19 protein-coding genes are annotated in these 18,521 nt (G+C 67.1%); all 19 read left to right on the top strand.

Features of this window, described 5'->3' with window-relative positions:
• The 19 genes from WDB71_RS11355 (at position 1) to flhF (ending at position 18,486) form a co-directional block, all read left to right on the top strand.
• Positions 1 to 1,023: a PAS domain-containing sensor histidine kinase gene (locus tag WDB71_RS11355; protein WP_341501701.1), complete on the top strand. Its 1,023-nt coding sequence runs from the start codon at positions 1 to 3 to the stop codon at positions 1,021 to 1,023.
• Entirely contained in the window at positions 1,020 to 2,327 is a 1,308-nt protein-coding gene (locus tag WDB71_RS11350; protein WP_341501700.1) for a sigma-54 dependent transcriptional regulator, read from the top strand. Before WDB71_RS11355 ends, WDB71_RS11350 begins: the two co-directional genes overlap by 4 nt.
• A 63-nt stretch (positions 2,328 to 2,390) precedes the next feature.
• Complete coding sequence (gene fliE, locus WDB71_RS11345; protein ID WP_341501699.1) at positions 2,391 to 2,759, top strand: flagellar hook-basal body complex protein FliE; 369 nt, start codon at positions 2,391 to 2,393, stop codon at positions 2,757 to 2,759.
• Positions 2,760 to 2,772: 13 nt separating this feature from the next.
• A complete protein-coding gene (gene fliF, locus WDB71_RS11340) occupies positions 2,773 to 4,503 on the top strand; it encodes a flagellar basal-body MS-ring/collar protein FliF (RefSeq protein WP_341501698.1) in 1,731 nt (576 codons plus the stop codon).
• Entirely contained in the window at positions 4,493 to 5,533 is a 1,041-nt protein-coding gene (fliG, locus tag WDB71_RS11335; RefSeq protein ID WP_341501697.1) for a flagellar motor switch protein FliG, read from the top strand. The genes fliF and fliG overlap by 11 nt, the downstream gene beginning before the upstream one ends.
• Positions 5,534 to 5,542: 9 nt before the next feature.
• Positions 5,543 to 6,310: a flagellar assembly protein FliH gene (locus WDB71_RS11330; RefSeq protein ID WP_341501696.1), complete on the top strand. Its 768-nt coding sequence runs from the start codon at positions 5,543 to 5,545 to the stop codon at positions 6,308 to 6,310.
• Positions 6,303 to 7,640 carry a flagellar protein export ATPase FliI gene (fliI, locus tag WDB71_RS11325; RefSeq protein ID WP_341501695.1) on the top strand — a complete coding sequence of 446 codons (1,338 nt, stop codon included), beginning with the start codon at positions 6,303 to 6,305 and terminating at the stop codon, positions 7,638 to 7,640. Before WDB71_RS11330 ends, fliI begins: the two co-directional genes overlap by 8 nt.
• Positions 7,637 to 8,074: a flagellar export protein FliJ gene (gene fliJ / locus WDB71_RS11320; protein ID WP_341501694.1), complete on the top strand. Its 438-nt coding sequence runs from the start codon at positions 7,637 to 7,639 to the stop codon at positions 8,072 to 8,074. The genes fliI and fliJ overlap by 4 nt, the downstream gene beginning before the upstream one ends.
• Positions 8,075 to 8,117: 43 nt before the next feature.
• Positions 8,118 to 9,674, top strand: a complete 1,557-nt coding sequence (locus WDB71_RS11315; protein ID WP_341501693.1) for a flagellar hook-length control protein FliK — start codon at positions 8,118 to 8,120, stop codon at positions 9,672 to 9,674.
• A gap of 53 nt (positions 9,675 to 9,727) precedes the next feature.
• The gene (fliL, locus tag WDB71_RS11310; protein WP_341501692.1) at positions 9,728 to 10,228 is read left to right on the top strand and encodes a flagellar basal body-associated protein FliL; all 501 of its coding nucleotides are present in this window, start codon (positions 9,728 to 9,730) and stop codon (positions 10,226 to 10,228) included.
• A gap of 10 nt (positions 10,229 to 10,238) precedes the next feature.
• Positions 10,239 to 11,306 (top strand): flagellar motor switch protein FliM, encoded by a 1,068-nt coding sequence (gene fliM / locus WDB71_RS11305; RefSeq protein ID WP_341501691.1) that lies wholly within the window; start codon positions 10,239 to 10,241, stop codon positions 11,304 to 11,306.
• On the top strand, positions 11,306 to 11,731 hold the full coding sequence (fliN, locus tag WDB71_RS11300) for a flagellar motor switch protein FliN (RefSeq protein WP_341501690.1): 426 nt from the start codon (positions 11,306 to 11,308) through the stop codon (positions 11,729 to 11,731). Before fliM ends, fliN begins: the two co-directional genes overlap by 1 nt.
• Positions 11,728 to 12,045 carry a flagellar biosynthetic protein FliO gene (gene fliO / locus WDB71_RS11295; RefSeq protein WP_341501689.1) on the top strand — a complete coding sequence of 106 codons (318 nt, stop codon included), beginning with the start codon at positions 11,728 to 11,730 and terminating at the stop codon, positions 12,043 to 12,045. Before fliN ends, fliO begins: the two co-directional genes overlap by 4 nt.
• Entirely contained in the window at positions 12,026 to 12,793 is a 768-nt protein-coding gene (gene fliP, locus WDB71_RS11290) for a flagellar type III secretion system pore protein FliP (RefSeq protein WP_341501688.1), read from the top strand. Before fliO ends, fliP begins: the two co-directional genes overlap by 20 nt.
• Positions 12,790 to 13,059 carry a flagellar biosynthesis protein FliQ gene (gene fliQ / locus WDB71_RS11285; RefSeq protein WP_341501687.1) on the top strand — a complete coding sequence of 90 codons (270 nt, stop codon included), beginning with the start codon at positions 12,790 to 12,792 and terminating at the stop codon, positions 13,057 to 13,059. The genes fliP and fliQ overlap by 4 nt, the downstream gene beginning before the upstream one ends.
• Positions 13,056 to 13,835 (top strand): flagellar biosynthetic protein FliR, encoded by a 780-nt coding sequence (fliR, locus tag WDB71_RS11280; RefSeq protein ID WP_341501686.1) that lies wholly within the window; start codon positions 13,056 to 13,058, stop codon positions 13,833 to 13,835. Before fliQ ends, fliR begins: the two co-directional genes overlap by 4 nt.
• Positions 13,835 to 14,965: a flagellar biosynthesis protein FlhB gene (gene flhB / locus WDB71_RS11275; protein ID WP_341501685.1), complete on the top strand. Its 1,131-nt coding sequence runs from the start codon at positions 13,835 to 13,837 to the stop codon at positions 14,963 to 14,965. Before fliR ends, flhB begins: the two co-directional genes overlap by 1 nt.
• Positions 14,966 to 15,133: 168 nt before the next feature.
• A complete protein-coding gene (gene flhA / locus WDB71_RS11270) occupies positions 15,134 to 17,188 on the top strand; it encodes a flagellar biosynthesis protein FlhA (protein ID WP_341501684.1) in 2,055 nt (684 codons plus the stop codon).
• Positions 17,185 to 18,486: a flagellar biosynthesis protein FlhF gene (gene flhF, locus WDB71_RS11265; protein WP_341501683.1), complete on the top strand. Its 1,302-nt coding sequence runs from the start codon at positions 17,185 to 17,187 to the stop codon at positions 18,484 to 18,486. The genes flhA and flhF overlap by 4 nt, the downstream gene beginning before the upstream one ends.
• Positions 18,487 to 18,521: the final 35 nt, after the last annotated feature.

Raw genomic sequence — 18,521 nt, 5'->3', positions numbered from 1 at the left:
ATGGCGTTGGCAACCCTGATCAAGCCGGATTTCACGGCCAAGGCAAATCCCAACCGGCTGCAGCGACTGGAGACCCTGGTGGCCAGCCTGCCGGTGGGCGTGGTGATCCTGGACGGCCAGGGGCGCATCAGCGAGTCCAATGCCACCGCCAAGGCCCTGCTGGGCGAGCCCCTGGACGGGGAAGCCTGGCTGACCATCGCCGGCCGCGCCTTCAGCCCCCGGGCCGACGACGGCCATGAGGTGTCGCTGGTCAACGGCCGCCGGGTCAAGCTCGACATCAGCCCCCTGGACGGGGAGCCGGGCCAGCTTATCGTCATCTCCGATCTGACCCACACCAGGGAACTGCAGACCCGCATCTCCCACATGCAGCGGCTCTCCTCCCTGGGGCGCATGGTGGCCTCCCTGGCCCACCAGATCCGCACCCCGCTGTCGGCGGCCATGCTCTACGGTGGCCAGCTGGCCGCCCCCCTGGACGACGGCACCCGCCAGCGCTTCCAGGGCCGGCTGATGGCCAGGCTCAAGGATCTGGAAAACCAGATGAACAACATGCTGCTGTTCGCCCGCAGCGACGAGCAGAAGCTGGCGGACCGGATCTCCGTCGCGGCGCTGCTGCAGGAGCTGCAGGAACACTGCGAATCCATGCTCGGCCAGCACGGCGCCGAGCTGGAGGTGGACCTGGAACAGGACGCCGTCCTGGTCGGCAACCGCAGCGCCCTGGTTTCGGCCCTGGGCAACCTGGTCCATAACGCCGTCCAGGCCGGCGCCAGGCGGATCCGGCTCCACGGCCGTTGCCAAGACGGCAGGCTGGCGCTGCGCCTGGCCGACGACGGCCCCGGCCTGCCCGACACCGTGCTGGCCCGCCTCGGCGAGCCTTTCGTCACCACCAAGGTCAACGGCACCGGCCTGGGCCTGTCGGTGGTCAAGTCGGTGTGCCGGGCCCACGGCGCCGATTTCAAGGCCGGCAACGACGGCGGCGCCGTCTTCACCCTGACCTTTCCCCTTGCCGATGGAGCCCGCCCATGAGTCCCTTGGTGTTGATCGTCGAAGATGATCTGGCCCTGCGCGAGGCCCTGGTCGATACCCTGAATTTGGCCGGTTTCCGGACTCTGGAGGCCGGCAATGGCGAAGAAGCCCTGCTGACCCTGAAGAAACAGCCGGTGCAGCTGGTGATCACCGACGTGCAGATGGACGGCATGGACGGCATGACCCTGCTGCGCTCCATCAAGGCCAGCCAGCCGCAGCTGCCGGTGCTGGTGATGACCGCCTACGCCAAGGTCCAGGACGCCGTGGAGGCGGTCAAGCTGGGCGCCATCGATTACATGGCCAAGCCCTTTGCCCCCGAGGTGCTGGTCAACCTGGTCAGCCGCCACGCCCTGGTGGAAGACAAGGGCCAGGGCCCTGTGGTGGCCGATGACAAGAGCCTGGCCCTGCTCAGGCTGGCCGACAAGGTGGCCAGGACGGATGCCACAGTGATGGTGCTGGGCCCGAGCGGCGCCGGCAAGGAAGTGCTGGCCCGCCATGTGCACCAGCAGTCCGCCCGGGCCGAGCGGCCCTTCGTGGCCATCAATTGCGCGGCCATCCCCGACAACATGCTCGAAGCCACCCTGTTCGGCTACGAGAAGGGCGCCTTCACCGGCGCCATCCAGGCCAGCCCGGGCAAGTTCGAGCAGGCCAACGGCGGCACCCTGCTGCTGGACGAGATCACCGAAATGGCCCTGGAGCTGCAGGCCAAGCTGCTGCGGGTGCTGCAGGAGCGGGAAGTGGAGCGCCTGGGCGGGCGCAAGACCGTCAAGCTGGACGTGCGCATCATCGCCACCTCCAACCGCGAGCTGGCCGACGCCGTGGCCGAAGGCCGGTTCCGTGAAGATCTCTACTACCGTCTCAACGTCTTCCCGCTTACCTGGCCGGCCCTGAAAGAGCGGCCGGGCGACATCCTGCCCCTGGCCCGCCACCTGCTGCAAAAGCACGGCGGCAGCGCCGCGCCGGTGCTGTCGCCCCAGGCCGAGCAGCGGCTGCTGGTCCACCACTGGCCGGGCAATGTCCGCGAGCTGGACAACGTCGTGCAGCGGGCGCTGATCATCGGCGAGGGCGAGGTGCTCCAGGCCGAGGATTTGCTTATCGAAGGGACGCCGGCGCCGGCCCAGGCGGTGGAAGGGGACGGCCTGACCGGCGAACTCAGGGCCCAGGAGGCGCAGATCATCCTCGACACCCTCGAGCAGTGCCAGGGTTCGCGCAAGGCCGTGGCCGAGCGCCTGGGGATCAGCCCCAGGACCCTGCGCTACAAGCTGGCCAAGCTGCGCGACGCCGGCATCGAGGTGCCGGCCTGACAGCCTGGCCCGGTCCTTGCAAAAACCCCTGATATCCACTTTTGGCAATGACGGGATCTTGACATGAAAATCGGTGCCAACCCCCTGATGCAGGAAATGCAGGCGCTGTCCAGGCAGGCACAGAGCCAGCTCGGTTCGCCCATGGGCCTGGATAAGGCCCAGCAACTGGGTGGTCCGGTCGGGCAGGGCGATGCCGTCAAGGGCCCCAGCGGCGACTTCGCCTCCCTGTTCAAGCAGGCCCTGGACCATGTCAACGGCCTGCAGCAGGAGTCGGCCCAGATGGCCCGGGCCGTGGAGCTGGGCGATCCCAAGGTGAGCGTCGCCGACGCCATGATCGCCAGCCAGAAGGCCGGTATCGCCTTCCAGGCCACGGTCCAGGTCCGCAACAAGGTGGTGCAGGCCTATCAAGACGTCATGAACATGCCGGTGTAAGGAGTTTTAGGCCGTGGCTGACGAGAACACCCAACTGGCGACCGTGGCCGGCACCCCGCCGGCCCCCGCCGCGACCAGCGATGCCGACCAGGGCGAGCAGAGCTTCAGCTTCCTCAGCTCCATGGGCAATGCCGACGTGCTGCGCCAGATCTCCCTGGTGCTGGGCCTGGCCATCTGCCTGGCCCTGGTGGTGCTGGTGGTGCTCTGGGCCAAGGAGCCCAACTACCGCCCCCTGGGCAAGATGGACACCGACGAGCTGGTCAGCACCCTGGACTTCCTGGACCAGAACGAATTCCAGTACAAGCTGGACGGCAACGTGGTGGAAGTGCCGGAAGAAGACTACCAGCAGATCAAGCTGGCCCTGACCCGCGCCGGCCTGTCCCGGGCCGAGCAGGGCGGCGAGGAGCTGATCCTCAAGGACATGGGCTTTGGCGTCAGCCAGCGCCTGGAGCAGGAGCGCCTCAAGTACAGCCGTGAGCAGCAGCTGGCCAGGGCCGTGGAAGAGCTCAAGGCGGTCAGCCGCGCCCGGGTGCTGCTGGCCCTGCCCAAGGAGTCGGTGTTCGCCCGCCAGCGTCAAAAACCCAGCGCCACAGTGGTGGTCAACCTGCGCCGCGGCGGCACCCTCAGCCAGGAGGAGGTGGACTCCATCGTCGACATGGTGGCGTCCGCGGTCCAGGGCATGGAGCCGTCCAAGGTCACGGTCACCGACCAGGACGGCCGCCTGCTCAACTCCGGCAGCCAGGACATGACCGCCGCCCGCACCCGCAAGGAATTCGAGCTGGAGAAGGGCCGCGAGCAGCAGTACCTGGAGAAGATCGATTCCATCCTGATCCCCGTGGTGGGCCTGGGCAACTACACCGCCCAGGTGGACGTGAGCATGGACTTCACCGCCGTGGAGCAGACCGCCAAGCGTTTCGACCCCCAGCAGCAGGTGGTGCGCTCTGAGATGATCCTGGACGAGAACCGCAACGGCGGCGCCCTGGAAGGCGGCATCCCCGGCGCCCTGTCCAACCAGCCCCCGGCCGACGCCGAGATCCCGGAAGAGGTCACCCAGGCCGAGCAGGCGGCCAGGGCCAGGACCAATGGCTCCAGCCGCTCCGAGACCACCCGCAACTACGAGCTGGACACCACCATCAGCCATACCCGCCAGCAGGTGGGCCGGATCAGCCGCCTGACGGTGTCGGTGGCCGTGGATCACAAGACCCAGACCGGCGCCGACGGCAACAGCCAGCGGGTGGCCCTGTCCGAGGCCGAGCTGGACAACATCCGCCGCCTGCTCAGTGCCGGCGTCGGCCTGGACCAGGGCCGCGGCGACAGCCTGGAAGTGGTGTCGGTGCCCTTCTCCCGTCCCGAGCTGGAGCAGCTGGAGGCGCTGCCCTTCTACAAGGAAGCCTGGTTCGTGCGCATCGCCAAGATGGCCATAGGCGCCCTGCTGATCGTGGTGCTGATCTTCGCCGTGGTCAGGCCGCTGCTGCGCCGCCTGCTGCACCCGGAGGCGGCCATGGACGACTTCGGCGCCGCCGGTGGTACCATGGTGCCCATGGCCAGCCAGGGCGGCGGCAACGTCGGCGACCTCGGCGACGACGACGGTTTCGTGCCCGGCGTGCAGCTGGTGGGCGGCGTGGAGCTGCCCGATCTCCGCAAAGATGAAGAAGTGGTCAAGGCGATCCGCGCCCTGGTGGCCAATGAGCCGGAATTGTCCGCTCAGGTAGTGAAAGGATGGTTGACTGACGATGGCAAATGATACCGGCACCGACGTCAAGAAAGACTTTGACGTCGACAAGCTTGGCGGCATAGAAAAGACCGCCATCCTGCTGCTCAGCCTCACCGAGGAGGATGCGGCCCAGATCCTGCGTCACCTGGAGCCCAAGCAGGTCCAGAAGGTGGGCCAGTGCATGGCGTCCATGGCCGATTTCAGCCAGGACAAGGTGATGGCGGTGCACAAGAAGTTCATCGAGGACATCCAGAACTACTCCACCATCGGCTTTGACTCCGAGGACTTCGTGCGCCGGGCCCTGAACCACGCCCTGGGCGAGGACAAGGCCGGGGCGCTGATCGACCAGATCCTGCTCGGCGGCGCCGCCAAGGGCCTGGACTCCCTGAAGTGGATGGATGCCCGCCAGGTGGCCAGCATCATCCAGAACGAACATCCCCAGATCCAGACCATAGTGCTGTCCTACCTGGATCCGGAGCAGTCCTCGCAGATCCTGGCCCAGTTCCCGGAGCGGGTGCGCCTGGATCTGATGATGCGCATTGCCAACCTGGAAGAAGTGCAGCCGGCGGCCCTGCAGGAACTGAACGAGATCATGGAGAAGCAGTTCGCCGGCCAGAGCGGCGCCCAGGCCGCCAAGATGGGCGGCCTCAAGGCCGCCGCCAACATCATGAACTACCTGGATACCTCCATCGAAAGCCAGCTGATGGAAGGCATCCGCGAGACCGACGAGGAGATGAGCCAGAAGATCCAGGATCTGATGTTCGTCTTCGAAAACCTGGTGGACGTGGACGACAGGGCCATCCAGACCCTGCTTCGCGAGATCCAGCAGGACGTGCTGCTCAGGGCCCTCAAGGGTGCCGACGACAGCCTGCGCGACAAGATCTTCAAGAACATGTCCAAGCGGGCCGCCGAACTCATGCGCGACGACCTGGAGGCCATGGGCCCCATCCGTATCTCCGAGGTGGAGATGGCCCAGAAGGAGATCCTGGGTATCGCCCGCCGCCTGTCCGATGCCGGCGAGATCGCCCTGTCCGCGGGCGGCTCGGAAGAATTCCTTTGATAGGTGCCTATGAAGAAGTCCGAGCCGCAGCCAGGCGAAGCCATAGAACGTTGGGAAGGGCCTCACTTCGGTGAGGATCAGGCCGACGAGGTCCAGACCGCCCTGGGGCTGAGGCGGCGCCGCATCCAGCAGGACGAGCCCGAGCCGGCCCCTGGCCTGCAGGGCATGACGGTCACCGAGCTGGATGAACTGCGCCAGGCCGCCGTGGAGGAAGGCCGCGAACAGGGCAGGGCCCAGGGCTACGAGGCCGGCTTCGCCGAGGGCCGCGCCGCCGGCCTGGCCGAAGGCCAGGAGCAGGGCCGCCAGCAGGGGCTGCAACAGGGCCTGGCCGAGGGCCAGCAGCAGGTGGCCCAGGCCGCCGGCCACTGGCAGCGCCTGGCCGACTGCCTGAGCGAGCCCCTGGCCGACCGGGACGCCGTCCTGGAAGGGCGCCTGATCACCCTGCTCAGCGCCGCCATGAAGGCGCTGCTGCAGGCCGAACTCAAGACCCAGCCCGAACTCATCCATCATCTCATCCGCCAGGGTATCGAAGCCCTGGGCCAGGAAGAGAGCCCCCTGACCCTGCTGCTGGCCCCCGCCGACCTGCACCTGGTGCGCGAGTACTACGGCGAGGAGGAACTCCAGGCCCGCCGGTGGCGCCTGCGCGAGGAGCCCACCCTGCAGCCGGGCCAGTGCCGCCTGGAGCAGGGCCAGTCCCTGGTCGACCTGGATCTGCACGCCCGGCTGCAACAGCTCTGCCAGGCGCTGCTGGTGGAAGCGGGCCAGGACCATGAATGACCGCCTGCTCACCGATCTCGACCGCTACCGCCGCCTGCTGACCACGGCCCGCCCGGCCGTGGCCGGGCGCCTGGTGCGGGTGGTGGGCCTGACCCTGGAGGCGGTGGGCTGCAAGGCCCCCATCGGCAGCCTGTGCCTGGTGGACAGCCAGCACGGCCAGATGGAGGCGGAAGTGGTGGGCTTTTCCCGGGACACCCTCTACCTGATGCCCAACCAGGAGATCGGCGGCATAGTGCCAGGTGCCCGGGTGGTGCCGCTGGGCCACGAGGCCAGCCTGCCGGTGGGCATGCACCTGCTGGGCCGGGTGGTGGACGGCCTGGGCCGGCCCCTGGATGGCCTGGGCCGGATCCGCGCCGAGGCCAGGGTTGGCTTTGCCGGCCAGCCCTTAAACCCCCTGACCCGCCGCGCCATCAAGCAGCCCCTGGACGTGGGAGTGCGGGCCATCAACAGCCTGCTTACCGTCGGCCAGGGCCAGCGCATGGGCCTGTTCGCCGGCTCCGGTGTCGGCAAGTCGGTGCTGCTGGGCATGATGACCCGCGGCACCGCCGCCGATGTCATCGTCGTCGGCCTGGTGGGCGAGCGGGGCCGCGAGGTGCGCGAGTTCATCGACGAGATCCTCGGCGAGCAGGGGCGGCGCCGGGCCGTGGTGGTGGCGGCGCCCGCCGACACCAGCCCGCTGATGCGCCTCAAGGCCTGCGAGACGGCCATGACCTTTGCCGAATACTTCCGCGACCAGGGCCTGAACGTGCTGCTGCTGGTGGATTCCCTGACCCGCTACGCCATGGCCCAGCGCGAGATCGCCCTGGCCGTGGGCGAGCCGCCGGCCACCAAGGGCTACCCGCCGTCGGTGTTCGCCCGGCTGCCCAAGCTGGTGGAGCGGGCCGGCAACGGCGGCGACGGCCAGGGCAGCATCACCGCCTTCTTCACCGTGCTCTCTGAGGGTGACGATCTCCAGGATCCCATCGCCGACTCGGCCCGGGCCATACTGGACGGCCACATAGTGCTGTCCCGTCAACTGGCCGACGGCGGCCATTATCCCGCCATCGACGTCGGCGCCTCGGTGTCCAGGGTCATGCCCCAGGTGACCAGCCCGGAGCACCAGCAGCAGGCCAGGCTGATCCGCGAGCTGTTCAGCCGCTACCAGGAGGCCAGGGAGCTGATCCAGGTGGGCGCCTACCGCCAGGGCAGCGACCCGGTGGTGGACACCGCCATCCGCCTGCAGCAGCCCCTGAGCCTGTTCCTGCGTCAGGCCATGACCGAGATCTGCCCCTATGACCAGTGCCTGGAAGCCCTGGGCATGCTTGGCCAGGCCGCCGGAGGCCAGTCATGAGCCGGGCCCTGCAACTGGTGCTGGAACAGCGCCAGCAGGCCGAGGACGACGCCCTCAAGCGCCTCGCCGAGGCGCGCCAGGCCTATGCGGCCCTGGAGCACAAGGCCAACACCATGGCCAGCTACCGCGACGAATACCTGCAGCAGATGAGCAGCCGTGCCCAGGGCGGGGTCATGGCCCAGAGCCTGGGCCACTACCAGGCCTTCATCGCCCGCCTCGACGCCGGCCAGCAGGAGCTGCAGCAGAGCCTGGCCGGTTACCGTGCCGCCATGGAGGACAGGGAGCGGCAGTGGCGCCAGAGCCACCAGGAAAAGCGTGCCATCGAACTGCTGCTGGAGCGCCAGCACCAGCGCCAGGTGCAGCAGCAGGCCCGCCAGGACCAGAAGATCGCCGACGAGTTCAGCCAGCGCCGCTTCGCTGTCGAGTTGGAATAACTCTTGCAGAACCTTTGGCAACCTAGCTCGGGAGCCGTATTCGATGCAGATCAGCCAAGCCACCGCCCACATCCAGTCCTCCGTTACCTCCGCTGTCGGCGAGAGCGACGGCAGCGAGGCCCTGGCCGGCCAGTTCGCGGCCCTGTTCGCGGCCATGAGCCTGCCGGTCGGCAAGGCCTTGCCGGCGGATCTGGACGGGCTCAAGGCGGCCCTGGCAGGCCAGGAGCTGCCCGGCCGCGTGGATAAGCTGCTTTCGGATCTGGCAGGGACCGAAGCGCCGGCCGAGGGCGAGGCCGACAGCCTCTGGCAACTGATCGAAAGCGCCCGCAGCCTGCTGGTCACCGAGACCGAGACCGAGACCGAGACCGAGACCGAGGCCGGCGACCTGACCGAGCCCAAGGCCGCAGCGGCCGCTGCAAAAGGGACTCCCGAGGCCGTAGCGGCCGGTAACGAGGAAAGCCCGCTGCCGCAAGAGAAGGATACCGAAGCGCCGGTCCGGCAAACGCCTGCCGCCGTGCCGCCGCCCCGCCCCGAGCTGCCCGAGCCGGCGGCCGACAAGGCCAGGGAAGCCGTACAACAGGTGCTGAGCAGGCACCCGGGCGCCCCCGAAGCCGAACAAGGCGAACAACAGGAGCAGCCTGGCCAAGCCGTTGTCGATACTGCGGCCGGCGACCTGGGCGAGCAACAGGCGGCCTTGCTGCCAGCAAAGGGAGATAAAGGCCCGCTGGCCCAGCCGGCCGCCCAGGGCCAGGCGCCGGTCACCAAGGCCGTCGACACCCCGAACAGGAATGACGCCATCATGGCTGCTGGCCAGAACAGGCCGGCACCGGCCGCCGAACAGGCACAGGCGGGAACCCTGCCCCAGGCCGGCGCCCAGGCGGAGCAGGGCAAGCCGGCCCCGTCCACCGCCCAGGTGCAGCCCCAGGGCGGCCAGCCCCCCAGGTTGGCTGACGGCAAGCCGGCCGGTGACGGCAATTTGACGCAAGACGACATCGTGGCCGAGGGGGAGCAGGCCAAGCCCAGGGAAACCCTGGCCGAGGGCCTGAGCCGCCTGGTGCGGGCCCCTGTGACGCCCGCCGAGCCCCAGGGCCAGGCCCTGGACGCGCCCCGCGGCGATGCCCAGCTGAGCGCCACCGCCGAGGCGCCCCAGCGCCAGGCGGCCCTGGAGGCCGAGGCCAGGCTCAAGGCCCCCGTCCAGGGCGGCCAGCGCTTCGGCGAGGCCATGGCCGAGAAGGTCGAGATCATGCTGAGCCGGGGCCTCAAGCAGGCGGAGATCCGCCTGGATCCCCCCGAGCTCGGCAGTCTGCAGATCCGGGTCCAGGTCAACCAGGGCGAGACCCAGGTCCATTTCCAGGTACCCAACCAGCAGGTCAAGGACTGGGTGGAGCAGGCCCTGCCGCGGCTGAGGGACATGCTGGAGCAGCAGGGCCTGCAGCTGGCCGATGGCCAGGTCAGCCACCAGCAGCAGGGCGGCCGGGACGGCGAGCCGGGCGCTGAGGCCGGCCGCGACGACTGGCAGGGGGCCGGCGAGTCCGAACCGGGCGCGCCCGAGCGCCGCAGGGTGCGGGTAGAAATTGGCCTGGTAGATGCCTACGCCTAGGCGCAGCCTGGCGGCTGGGGTAAATTAGGCGAAACAGTGAACGTGGAGTCCCCATGGCGGAAGAACTCGAACTAGAAGCCGTCGAGCAGGGCGGGAAACGCAAGACCTGGCTCTTGATCGGCGCCATCAGCGGCCTGGTGCTGGTCGTGGCCGGGGTGCTGGCCTATTTCCTGTGGCCGGCACAAGAACAGGTTGAACAGACCCAGGTGGCCGAGGTGGCCGAGGCGGCGGTGGGCGAGGCCCTGTACGTGGGCATGCCCAGGCCCTTCGTGCTCAACGTGCCCGGCAACAGCAGGGACCGCCTGGTACAGATCAAGGTACAGCTGATGGTGCGCGGCCGGCTCAACGAAAACAAGGTCAAGCAGCACATCCCGCTGATCGAGGGCACCCTGCTGAGTGCCTTCAGCCAGAAGACCGCCGAGGAGCTGTCGACCCTGGAGGGCCGGGAGCTGCTCAGGGAGCAGTCCCTGAAAGACGTGGTGGCCGCCCTGGAGCCGGTGGCCGGAGCCAATGTGGTGGAAAGGGTGCTTTTCACCGGATTCGTAATGCAGTGAGGGTAACCAGTTGAGCGATCTGCTTTCGCAAGACGAAATCGACGCGCTCCTGCACGGGGTGGACGATGTCGAGGAAGAGGCACCGGAGCTGCAGCCGCAGGCCGGGGTGCAGAGCTACGACTTCTCCTCCCAGGACCGCATCGTCCGGGGCCGGATGCCGACCCTGGAGATCGTCAACGAGCGTTTCGCCCGGCACATGCGCATCAGCCTGTTCAACATGATGCGCCGGGCCGCCGAGGTCTCCATCAACGGCGTCCAGACCCTCAAGTTCGGCGAATACGTCCATTCCCTGTTCGTGCCCACCAGCCTCAACATGGTCAGGTTCCGCCCCCTCAAGGGCACCGCCCTGATCACCCTGGAGGCCAGGCTGGTGTTCATCCTGGTGGACAACTTCTTCGGCGGCGACGGCCGCTACCACGCCAAGATCGAGGGCCGGGAATTCACCCCCACGGAAAGGCGCATCATCCAGATGCTGCTGAAGCTGGTGTTCGAGGATTACAAGGAAGCCTGGGCCCCGGTCATGGACGTGGAGTTCGAATACCTGGACTCGGAAGTGAACCCGGCCATGGCCAACATCGTCTCGCCCACCGAGGTGATCGTAGTGTCGTCCTTCCATATCGAGCTGGACGGTGGCGGCGGCGACTTCCACATCGCCATGCCGTATTCCATGCTCGAGCCCATCCGCGAGCTGCTGGACGCGGGCGTGCAGTCCGACAAGTCGGACACCGATCACCGCTGGAGCAAGGCCCTGCGCGACGAGATCATGGACGTGCCGGTGGAGCTCAGCGCCAAGCTGCTGGAGGTGGATCTGCCCCTGGACCGGCTGATGGAGCTCAAGGCCGGCGACATCATCCCGGTGGAGATGCCCGAGCACCTGACGGTGTTCGTGGAGGATCTGCCCACGTTCCGGGCCCAGATGGGCCGCAGCAACGACAACGTGGCGCTGCGCATCTCCGAGAAACTGAAGCGGCCGCGCTCGGCCAAGAACGAATTGCACAACATCACCCGCCGCGGGGTGAGAATAGACAACCTGTCCGGCCTGGAAGAGCTGGAATCGGATCTGGAAGGTGAAAGCTGATGGCAAGCGAAGAAGAGCAGAAACTGGCTGACGAATGGGCGGCCGCCATGGCCGAGCAGGGCGATGGCGAAACCGCCGACGGCAAGGCCCTGGGGGCCGAGAACGTCGATGCCGTCGAGCTGGAGGATTTCAGCGGCGCCGGCACCGAGATCAGCAGGGAAGAAAAGCAGAAGCTGGACACCATACTGGACATCCCGGTCACCATCTCCATGGAGGTGGGCCGCTCCAAGATCACCATCCGCAACCTGCTGCAGCTCAACCAGGGCTCGGTGGTGGAGCTGGACAGGGTGGCCGGCGAGCCCCTGGACGTGCTGGTCAACGGCACCCTCATCGCCCACGGTGAAGTGGTGGTGGTCAACGACAAGTTCGGGATCCGCCTCACCGACGTGATAAGCCAGGTCGAGCGGATCAAGAAGCTCAGATGACCAGCCTCCTTGCCAGCGCCGTGGCCAGCGGCGGCCCCGAGCTGGGCGCCTCCCTCTGGCAGCTGCTGCTCAGCCTGGCCCTGGTCATCGCCGTGGTGGTGGCCCTGGGCTACCTGGTGCGGCGCTTCCAGCCCGGCATGCTGGGCGGCCCCCTCAAGGTGGTGGCACAGCTGCCGCTCGGCGCCCGCCAGCGGCTGCTGGTGGTCCAGGCCGGCAAGCAGCAGCTGCTGCTGGGGGTATCCCAGAACGAGATCCGCCTCATCAAGGAACTGGACGAGCCCTTGGAAACCCAGAATGACAAGACTCCTCGCTAGACACGGCTGGCTGCTGGTACTGCTGCCGCTGTTGCTGCCCGGCATCGCCAACGCGGCCCTGCCGGTCGGTCCCGGCCTGCCGGCGGTGACCGTCACCACCAACCCGGACGGCTCCCAGGACTACAGCATCACCCTGCAGGTGTTGGCATTGATGACCATGCTGACCTTCCTGCCGGCCATGCTGATCATGATGACCTCCTTCACCCGCATCGCCGTGGTGCTGGCCATACTGCGCCAGGCCATGGGCCTGCAGAGCACCCCCAGCAACCAGGTGCTGGTGGGGCTGTCGCTGTTCATGACCTTCTTCATCATGTCGCCGGTGTTCGAGCGGGTCTACGAGCAGGCCATCACCCCCTACATGGAAGAGCAGCTCACCGCCCTGCAGGCGGTGGACGTGGCCAAGGTGCCGGTGCGGGAGTTCATGCTGGCCCAGACCCGCATGACCGACCTGGAAACCTTCGCCCGCATCGGCGGCTACGAGCAGCTGGACGGCCCCGAGTCGGTGCCCATGACGGTGCTGATCCCGGCCTTCGTCACCTCCGAGCTGAAGACCGCCTTCCAGATCGGCTTCATGCTGTTCATCCCCTTCCTGATCATCGATCTGGTGGTGGCCTCGGTGCTGATGGCCATGGGTATGATGATGCTGTCGCCGATGATAGTGGCGCTGCCGTTCAAGCTGATGCTGTTCGTGCTGGTGGACGGCTGGAGCCTGGTGATGGGGACCCTGGCCGGGAGCTTCGTCACATGACCCCGGAACAGTTCGTCGATATCTTCCGGGACGCCCTCTACCTGGTGCTGATCATGGTGGCCGCCATCATGATCCCCGGCCTGGTGGTGGGCCTTGTCATCTCCATACTCCAGGCCGCCACCTCCATCAACGAACAGACCCTGTCCTTCCTGCCCAGGCTGCTGGTGACCATAGTTACCCTGATGGTGCTCTCCCACTGGCTGGTGGGGCGGATGATGGACTTCTTCCGGCACATCATCGACGCCATTCCCCAGGTCCTGTCATGACCTTCAGCGCCGCCGAGCTGCTGCAATGGCTGGCCGGCTACGTCTGGCCCTTCGTGCGCATCGGCGCCATGCTCACCGCCATGGCCGCCATCGGCACCAAGATGGTGCCGCTTAGGATCCGTACCCTGCTGACCTTCGCCGTCACCCTGGTGGTGGTGCCGACCCTGCCGGCCATGCCGGAGGTGGCGCTGTTCTCTGTCCAGGGCATGCTGATCACCGCCCTGCAGGTGCTGGTGGGGGTGGCCATGGGCTTCGTGTCGGTGATGGTGATGCAGGTGATGGTGCTGGCGGGACAGGTGATCGCCTTCCAGGCCTCGCTGGGCTTCGCGGCCATGGTGGATCCGGTGTCCGGGCAGCAGACGCCGGTGGTGAGCCAGTTCTTCCTGAACCTGGCCATCCTGATCTTCTTCGCCATCAACGGCCACCTGTGGATGCTGGAGATGCTGCACCACTCCTTCTTCGTGCTCCCGGTGGGCAGCGACGGCATTGGGCTTCCGGACTTCCACGCCATCGCCCTGTTCGGCTCGACCCTGTTCGCCAGTGCCCTGGGGATGGCCATCGCCGAGATCATCGCCCTGCTGCTGATCAACCTGGCCTTCGGCTTCATGACCCGGGCCGCGCCCCAGCTCAACATCTTCACCATCGGTTTTCCGATCATCATGCTGTCCGGCCTGCTGATCCTCTGGGTCACCGCCGGCACCGTGCTGGAACACTTCTTGCATAGCTGGCAGCAGGGGCAATCCCTGATGTGTGATCTGCTCGGGAGCAGCTGCTGATGGCCCAGAATGACGCCGGCGAACGTACGGAAGAGGCGACACCCAAACGAAGACAGGAATCGAGGGAAAAGGGCCAGCTGGCCCGTTCCCGGGATCTGACCTCGGCCATCGGCCTTGTCGCCGGGGTGCTGGGGCTGATGTGGATCGGCGGCGCCCTCGGCAAACGCATGATGTTCGCCATGCAGGCCTCCCTGGACAGGCCAAGGAGTGCCATCGAGAACCTGGACGGGGCGCTGCGGGAGCTGAGCGGGGTGCTGGTGGACTTGCTCTGGCCCTTCTTCGGCCTGCTGGCGGTGATGTTCCTGCTCACCATCGCCGGCTCCGGCCTGGTGGGCGGCTTCAACTTCTCCTTCAAGGCGGCGGCGCCCAAGTGGAGCAAGCTGTCGCCCCTGGCCGGCTTCAAGCGCATGTTCGGCATGCAGGCCCTGGTGGAGCTGGTCAAGTCCCTGGCCAAGTTCCTGGTCATCGCCATTACCGCGGCCCTGCTGCTCAAGGCGGTGTTCGCCGAGGTGCTGGCCCTGTCCCAGCGGCCGGTGGTGGCGGCCAGCATCGAGGGGCTGCAGCTGCTGCTGTGGCTGTGCCTGGGACTGTGCATGGCCTACCTGCTGATCGTGCTGGTGGACGTGCCCTACCAGATCTGGCACCACAACAAGCAGCTGAAGATGACCAAGCAGGAGGTCAAGGACGAGTACAAGGACACCGAGGGCAAGCCCGAGGTCAAGGGCCGCATCCGCCAGCTGCAGCGGCAGATGGCCCAGCGCCGCCAGCTGGCCCAGGTGCCCCAGGCTGACGTCATCATCACCAACCCGACCCATTACGCTGTGGCGCTGCGCTACGACCAGGACAAGGACGGCGCGCCTGTGATGCTGGCCAAGGGCGTCGACCACATGGCCGCCCATATCCGCGATATCGCCGAGGCCCACGACATTCCCATGCTGCGCTCGCCCGGCCTGGCCCGCTCCCTCTATCACTGCGCCGAGCCGGACCAGCCCATCCCCGACGGCCTGTTCGTGGCCGTGGCCCAGGTGCTGGCCTATGTGTTCCAGCTCAAGCTGTGGCGCAGCGGCAAGGGCACCAGGCCCAAGCGCCTGCCCGGCGAGCTGCCGATCCCGCCGGAGCTGCGCCACTAGCGCCGGTTTTCCGGCGCATCTATCGTAACTTATTGAAAGAAAAGAGGGTGTCTGGGTGGCACCCTCTTTGCATTTAGCCCGGACAGCCGTTTTCAATGAGTATGCAGCATGGCCGTATCGGGTTTTCAGGGTTTTCTTTCCGGGGTGAGGCAGGAGCCGGGCAAATGGGTGGGGGGCCTTGGCGCGCCGGTGCTGCTGCTGTCGGTGCTGGCCATGGTGGTGCTGCCCATGCCGGCGCTGCTGCTGGACATGCTGTTCTCCTTCAACATCTCGCTGTCGCTGGTGGTGCTGCTGGTCTGCGTCTACACCATGAGGCCCCTGGATTTCGCCGCCTTCCCCACGGTGCTGCTGGTGGCCACCCTGCTGCGCCTGGCCCTGAACGTGGCCTCCACCCGGGTGGTGCTGCTGGAGGGCCACAAGGGCCCGGACGCCGCCGGTAAGGTCATCGAATCCTTCGGCTCGGTGGTGATCGGCGGCAACTACGCGGTCGGCCTCATCGTCTTCCTGATCCTGATGATCATCAACTTCGTGGTGGTCACCAAGGGTGCCGGCCGGATCTCCGAAGTCAGCGCCCGCTTCACCCTGGACGCCATGCCCGGCAAGCAGATGGCCATAGACGCCGACCTCAATGCCGGCATCATCAACCAGGACGAGGCCCGCGACCGCCGCAAGGAAGTGACCCGCGAGGCCGACTTCTACGGCTCCATGGACGGTGCCTCCAAGTTCGTCAAGGGCGACGCCATCGCCGGCATCCTGATCCTGGTCATCAACATCCTCGGCGGCTTCGTGATCGGCATGGTCCAGCACGACCTCAGCCTGGGCGACGCCGTGCAGATCTATACCCTGCTGACCATAGGTGACGGCCTGGTGGCGCAGATCCCGTCGCTGCTGCTGTCGGTGGCGGCGGCCATCATGGTCACCCGGGAGAACAGCAGCGGCGAGATGGGCAAGCAGGTGCTGGGGCAGATGTTCGACAAGCCCAGGACCCTGGCCATCACCGCCCTGATCCTGCTGGTGATGGGCATCGTGCCCGGCATGCCCCACCTGGCCTTCCTGACCCTGGCGGCGCTGTGTGGGGCCCTGGCCTGGTTCCGCCACCAGCAGATCGTCAAGGCCGCCCAGCTGCCGGCCAAGGCCGAAGCCAAGACAGGTGACGTGCTGCCGCCGGAGCGGCGCGAGCTGAGCTGGGAGGACGTACAGCCGGTGGACGTGATCGGCCTGGAGGTGGGCTACCGGCTCATCCCCCTGGTGGACAAGGCCCAGGGCGGCGAGCTGCTGGCCCGCATCAAGGGGGTGCGCAAGAAGCTCAGCCAGGAGCTGGGCTTCCTGGTGCCGCCGGTGCACGTGCGCGACAACCTGGAGCTGGAGCCCAACAGCTATCGCATCACCCTGATGGGGGTGGCCATAGGCGAGGCGGAGATCCGTCACGACCGGGAGCTGGCCATCAACCCCGGTCAGGTCTTTGGCGCCCTGGAGGGGATCCCCACCAAGGAGCCGGCCTTCCAGCTCGACGCCTACTGGATCGCCGGCAACGTCAAGGATCATGCACAGAGCCTGGGCTACACCGTGGTGGACGCCGCCACCGTGGTGGCCACCCACATGAGCCAGCTGCTGGGTAACAATGCCGCCCAGCTGCTCGGCCACGAAGAGGTGCAGAACCTGATGGAGCTGCTGGCCAAGCAGGCGCCCAAGCTGGTGGAGGGCCTGGTGCCGGACATCCTGCCCCTGGGCGTGGTGGTGAAGGTGCTGCAGAACCTGCTCAACGAGTCGGTGCCCATCCGCGACATGCGCACCCTGGTGCAGACCCTGGTGGAGTACGGGCCCAAGAGCCAGGATGCCGACGTGCTGACCGCCGCCTGCCGCATCGCCCTGAAGCGGATGATCGTCCAGGACACCTTCGGCACCGACCAGGAGCTGCCCGTCATCACCTTGGCGCCAGAGCTGGAACAGATGTTGCATCAGACGCTACAGGCGGGTGGCGAGCAAGCCGGTATCGAGCCCGGCCTGGCGGAACGCCTGCAGCAGTCGCTCAATCAGGCGGCGGAGCAGCAGGAGCTCAACGGCCAGGCGGCGGTACTGCTGACCTCGGGTGTGCTGAGGAGCTCCCTGGCCCGCTTCGTGAAATACAGTATCCCGGGTCTGCGGGTGCTCTCCTACCAGGAGATCCCCGATGACAAGCAGATCCGCATCGTCAGCGCCATTGGTAGTGGAGGGCAAGCGTGAAGATCCAACGCTTCTTTGCCAAAGACATGAGGACGGCTCTCGCCGAAGTGAAGGACGTTCTGGGAGCGGACGCGGTGATCATGTCCAACACCAAGGTCAACGGCGGTGTGGAGCTGGTGGCGGCCATCGACCAGGATGACGCCCCTACCCCCAGGAGGGAAAGCACCATGGCCAAAGCGCAACCCAGGGCCGACCGTCAATTGGCTGACGACAACGTCAGTTTGTCGTCGGTGGCCAGGCAGAGCCCGCAGCCGGTACGCCCCCAGCCCCAGCTGAGCGGCGACTGGCGCCAACAGGACGCCCAGAGCCGCAGCGACAGCCTGCCGGACTGGTCCCGCAACCTCTTCAATGCCCGCCAGCAGCCCAAGGTGGAAGAGCCGGCGCCCCAGGCGATCCCCCAGGCCAGGAGCCGCCAGCAGCAGATGGACGACATGGTCAACGAGATCCAGAGCCTGCGCCAGCTGCTGGAGCACCAGGTGTCCGGCCTGCGCCATGATGCCCAGGCCCGCCAGCAGCCGGTCAAGACCATGCTGTCGGACCGCCTGGTGGAGATGGGCCTGGCCAGGGAGCTGGCCGCTGAGCTGGTCTCGCCCATGCCCGAGGCCCTGGGCGCCGCCGACGGCTGGAAGTGGCTGATGGTACAGCTCAAGAAGCGGCTGGTGCCGGCCCAGGATCCCATCCTCAACCGCGGTGGCGTGGTGGCCCTGATGGGTCCCACCGGGGTCGGCAAGACCACCACAGTGGCCAAGCTGGCGTCCCACTACGCCATGCACCATGGCGTCGACCAAGTGGCCCTGGTCACCACCGACACCTACCGCATTGGCGCCCACGAGCAGTTGGCCACCTATGGCCGCATCCTGGGCTGCCCGGTACGCCAGGCGCGGGACGCCGAGGAGCTGGAAGAGGTGCTGTACCAGCTGCGCAACCGCTCCCTGGTGCTGATCGACACCGCCGGCATGGGCCAGCGCGACCTGCGCCTGAACCAGCAGCTCGACACCCTGATGCAGAGTGGCCGGGTACCCATCCAGCGCTACCTGGTGCTGGCGGCCACCGCCCAGACCCAGGTGCTGGGCGACGCCCACCGCCGCTTCTCCCAGATCCCCCTGGACGGCTGCATCCTGACTAAGCTTGACGAGACCCTAAGTTTGGGCGGCTGCCTGAGTTTGGCAGTGCAAAATGCCTTGCCAATCGGGTATCTTACAGACGGTCAGCGGGTGCCCGAGGACCTGCAGGTTGCCGAGCCCCAGGCGCTGGTGGAAAGGGCGGTGGCCCTGCTGGCCGAAGCCATGGCGGCGTAATAATAATGACGATAGGAAGTGAGATGTCAGATCAG

This window comes from Gallaecimonas sp. GXIMD4217, assembly GCF_038087665.1.
Classification (GTDB): Bacteria; Pseudomonadota; Gammaproteobacteria; order Enterobacterales; family Gallaecimonadaceae; genus Gallaecimonas.
This window is presented reverse-complemented; position numbering and strand designations above follow the sequence as displayed.

What these genes read in the sequence shown, in the direction of transcription:
- WDB71_RS11355 (WP_341501701.1), top strand. Translation starts at nt 1, where the DNA reads ATGGCGTTGGCAACCCTGATCAAGCCGGATTTCACGGCCAAGGCAAAT.
- WDB71_RS11350 (WP_341501700.1), top strand. Translation starts at nt 1,020, where the DNA reads ATGAGTCCCTTGGTGTTGATCGTCGAAGATGATCTGGCCCTGCGCGAG.
- fliE (WP_341501699.1), top strand. Translation starts at nt 2,391, where the DNA reads ATGAAAATCGGTGCCAACCCCCTGATGCAGGAAATGCAGGCGCTGTCC.
- fliG (WP_341501697.1), top strand. Translation starts at nt 4,493, where the DNA reads ATGGCAAATGATACCGGCACCGACGTCAAGAAAGACTTTGACGTCGAC.
- WDB71_RS11330 (WP_341501696.1), top strand. Translation starts at nt 5,543, where the DNA reads ATGAAGAAGTCCGAGCCGCAGCCAGGCGAAGCCATAGAACGTTGGGAA.
- fliI (WP_341501695.1), top strand. Translation starts at nt 6,303, where the DNA reads ATGAATGACCGCCTGCTCACCGATCTCGACCGCTACCGCCGCCTGCTG.
- fliJ (WP_341501694.1), top strand. Translation starts at nt 7,637, where the DNA reads ATGAGCCGGGCCCTGCAACTGGTGCTGGAACAGCGCCAGCAGGCCGAG.
- WDB71_RS11315 (WP_341501693.1), top strand. Translation starts at nt 8,118, where the DNA reads ATGCAGATCAGCCAAGCCACCGCCCACATCCAGTCCTCCGTTACCTCC.
- fliL (WP_341501692.1), top strand. Translation starts at nt 9,728, where the DNA reads ATGGCGGAAGAACTCGAACTAGAAGCCGTCGAGCAGGGCGGGAAACGC.
- fliN (WP_341501690.1), top strand. Translation starts at nt 11,306, where the DNA reads ATGGCAAGCGAAGAAGAGCAGAAACTGGCTGACGAATGGGCGGCCGCC.
- fliO (WP_341501689.1), top strand. Translation starts at nt 11,728, where the DNA reads ATGACCAGCCTCCTTGCCAGCGCCGTGGCCAGCGGCGGCCCCGAGCTG.
- fliP (WP_341501688.1), top strand. Translation starts at nt 12,026, where the DNA reads ATGACAAGACTCCTCGCTAGACACGGCTGGCTGCTGGTACTGCTGCCG.
- fliQ (WP_341501687.1), top strand. Translation starts at nt 12,790, where the DNA reads ATGACCCCGGAACAGTTCGTCGATATCTTCCGGGACGCCCTCTACCTG.
- fliR (WP_341501686.1), top strand. Translation starts at nt 13,056, where the DNA reads ATGACCTTCAGCGCCGCCGAGCTGCTGCAATGGCTGGCCGGCTACGTC.
- flhB (WP_341501685.1), top strand. Translation starts at nt 13,835, where the DNA reads ATGGCCCAGAATGACGCCGGCGAACGTACGGAAGAGGCGACACCCAAA.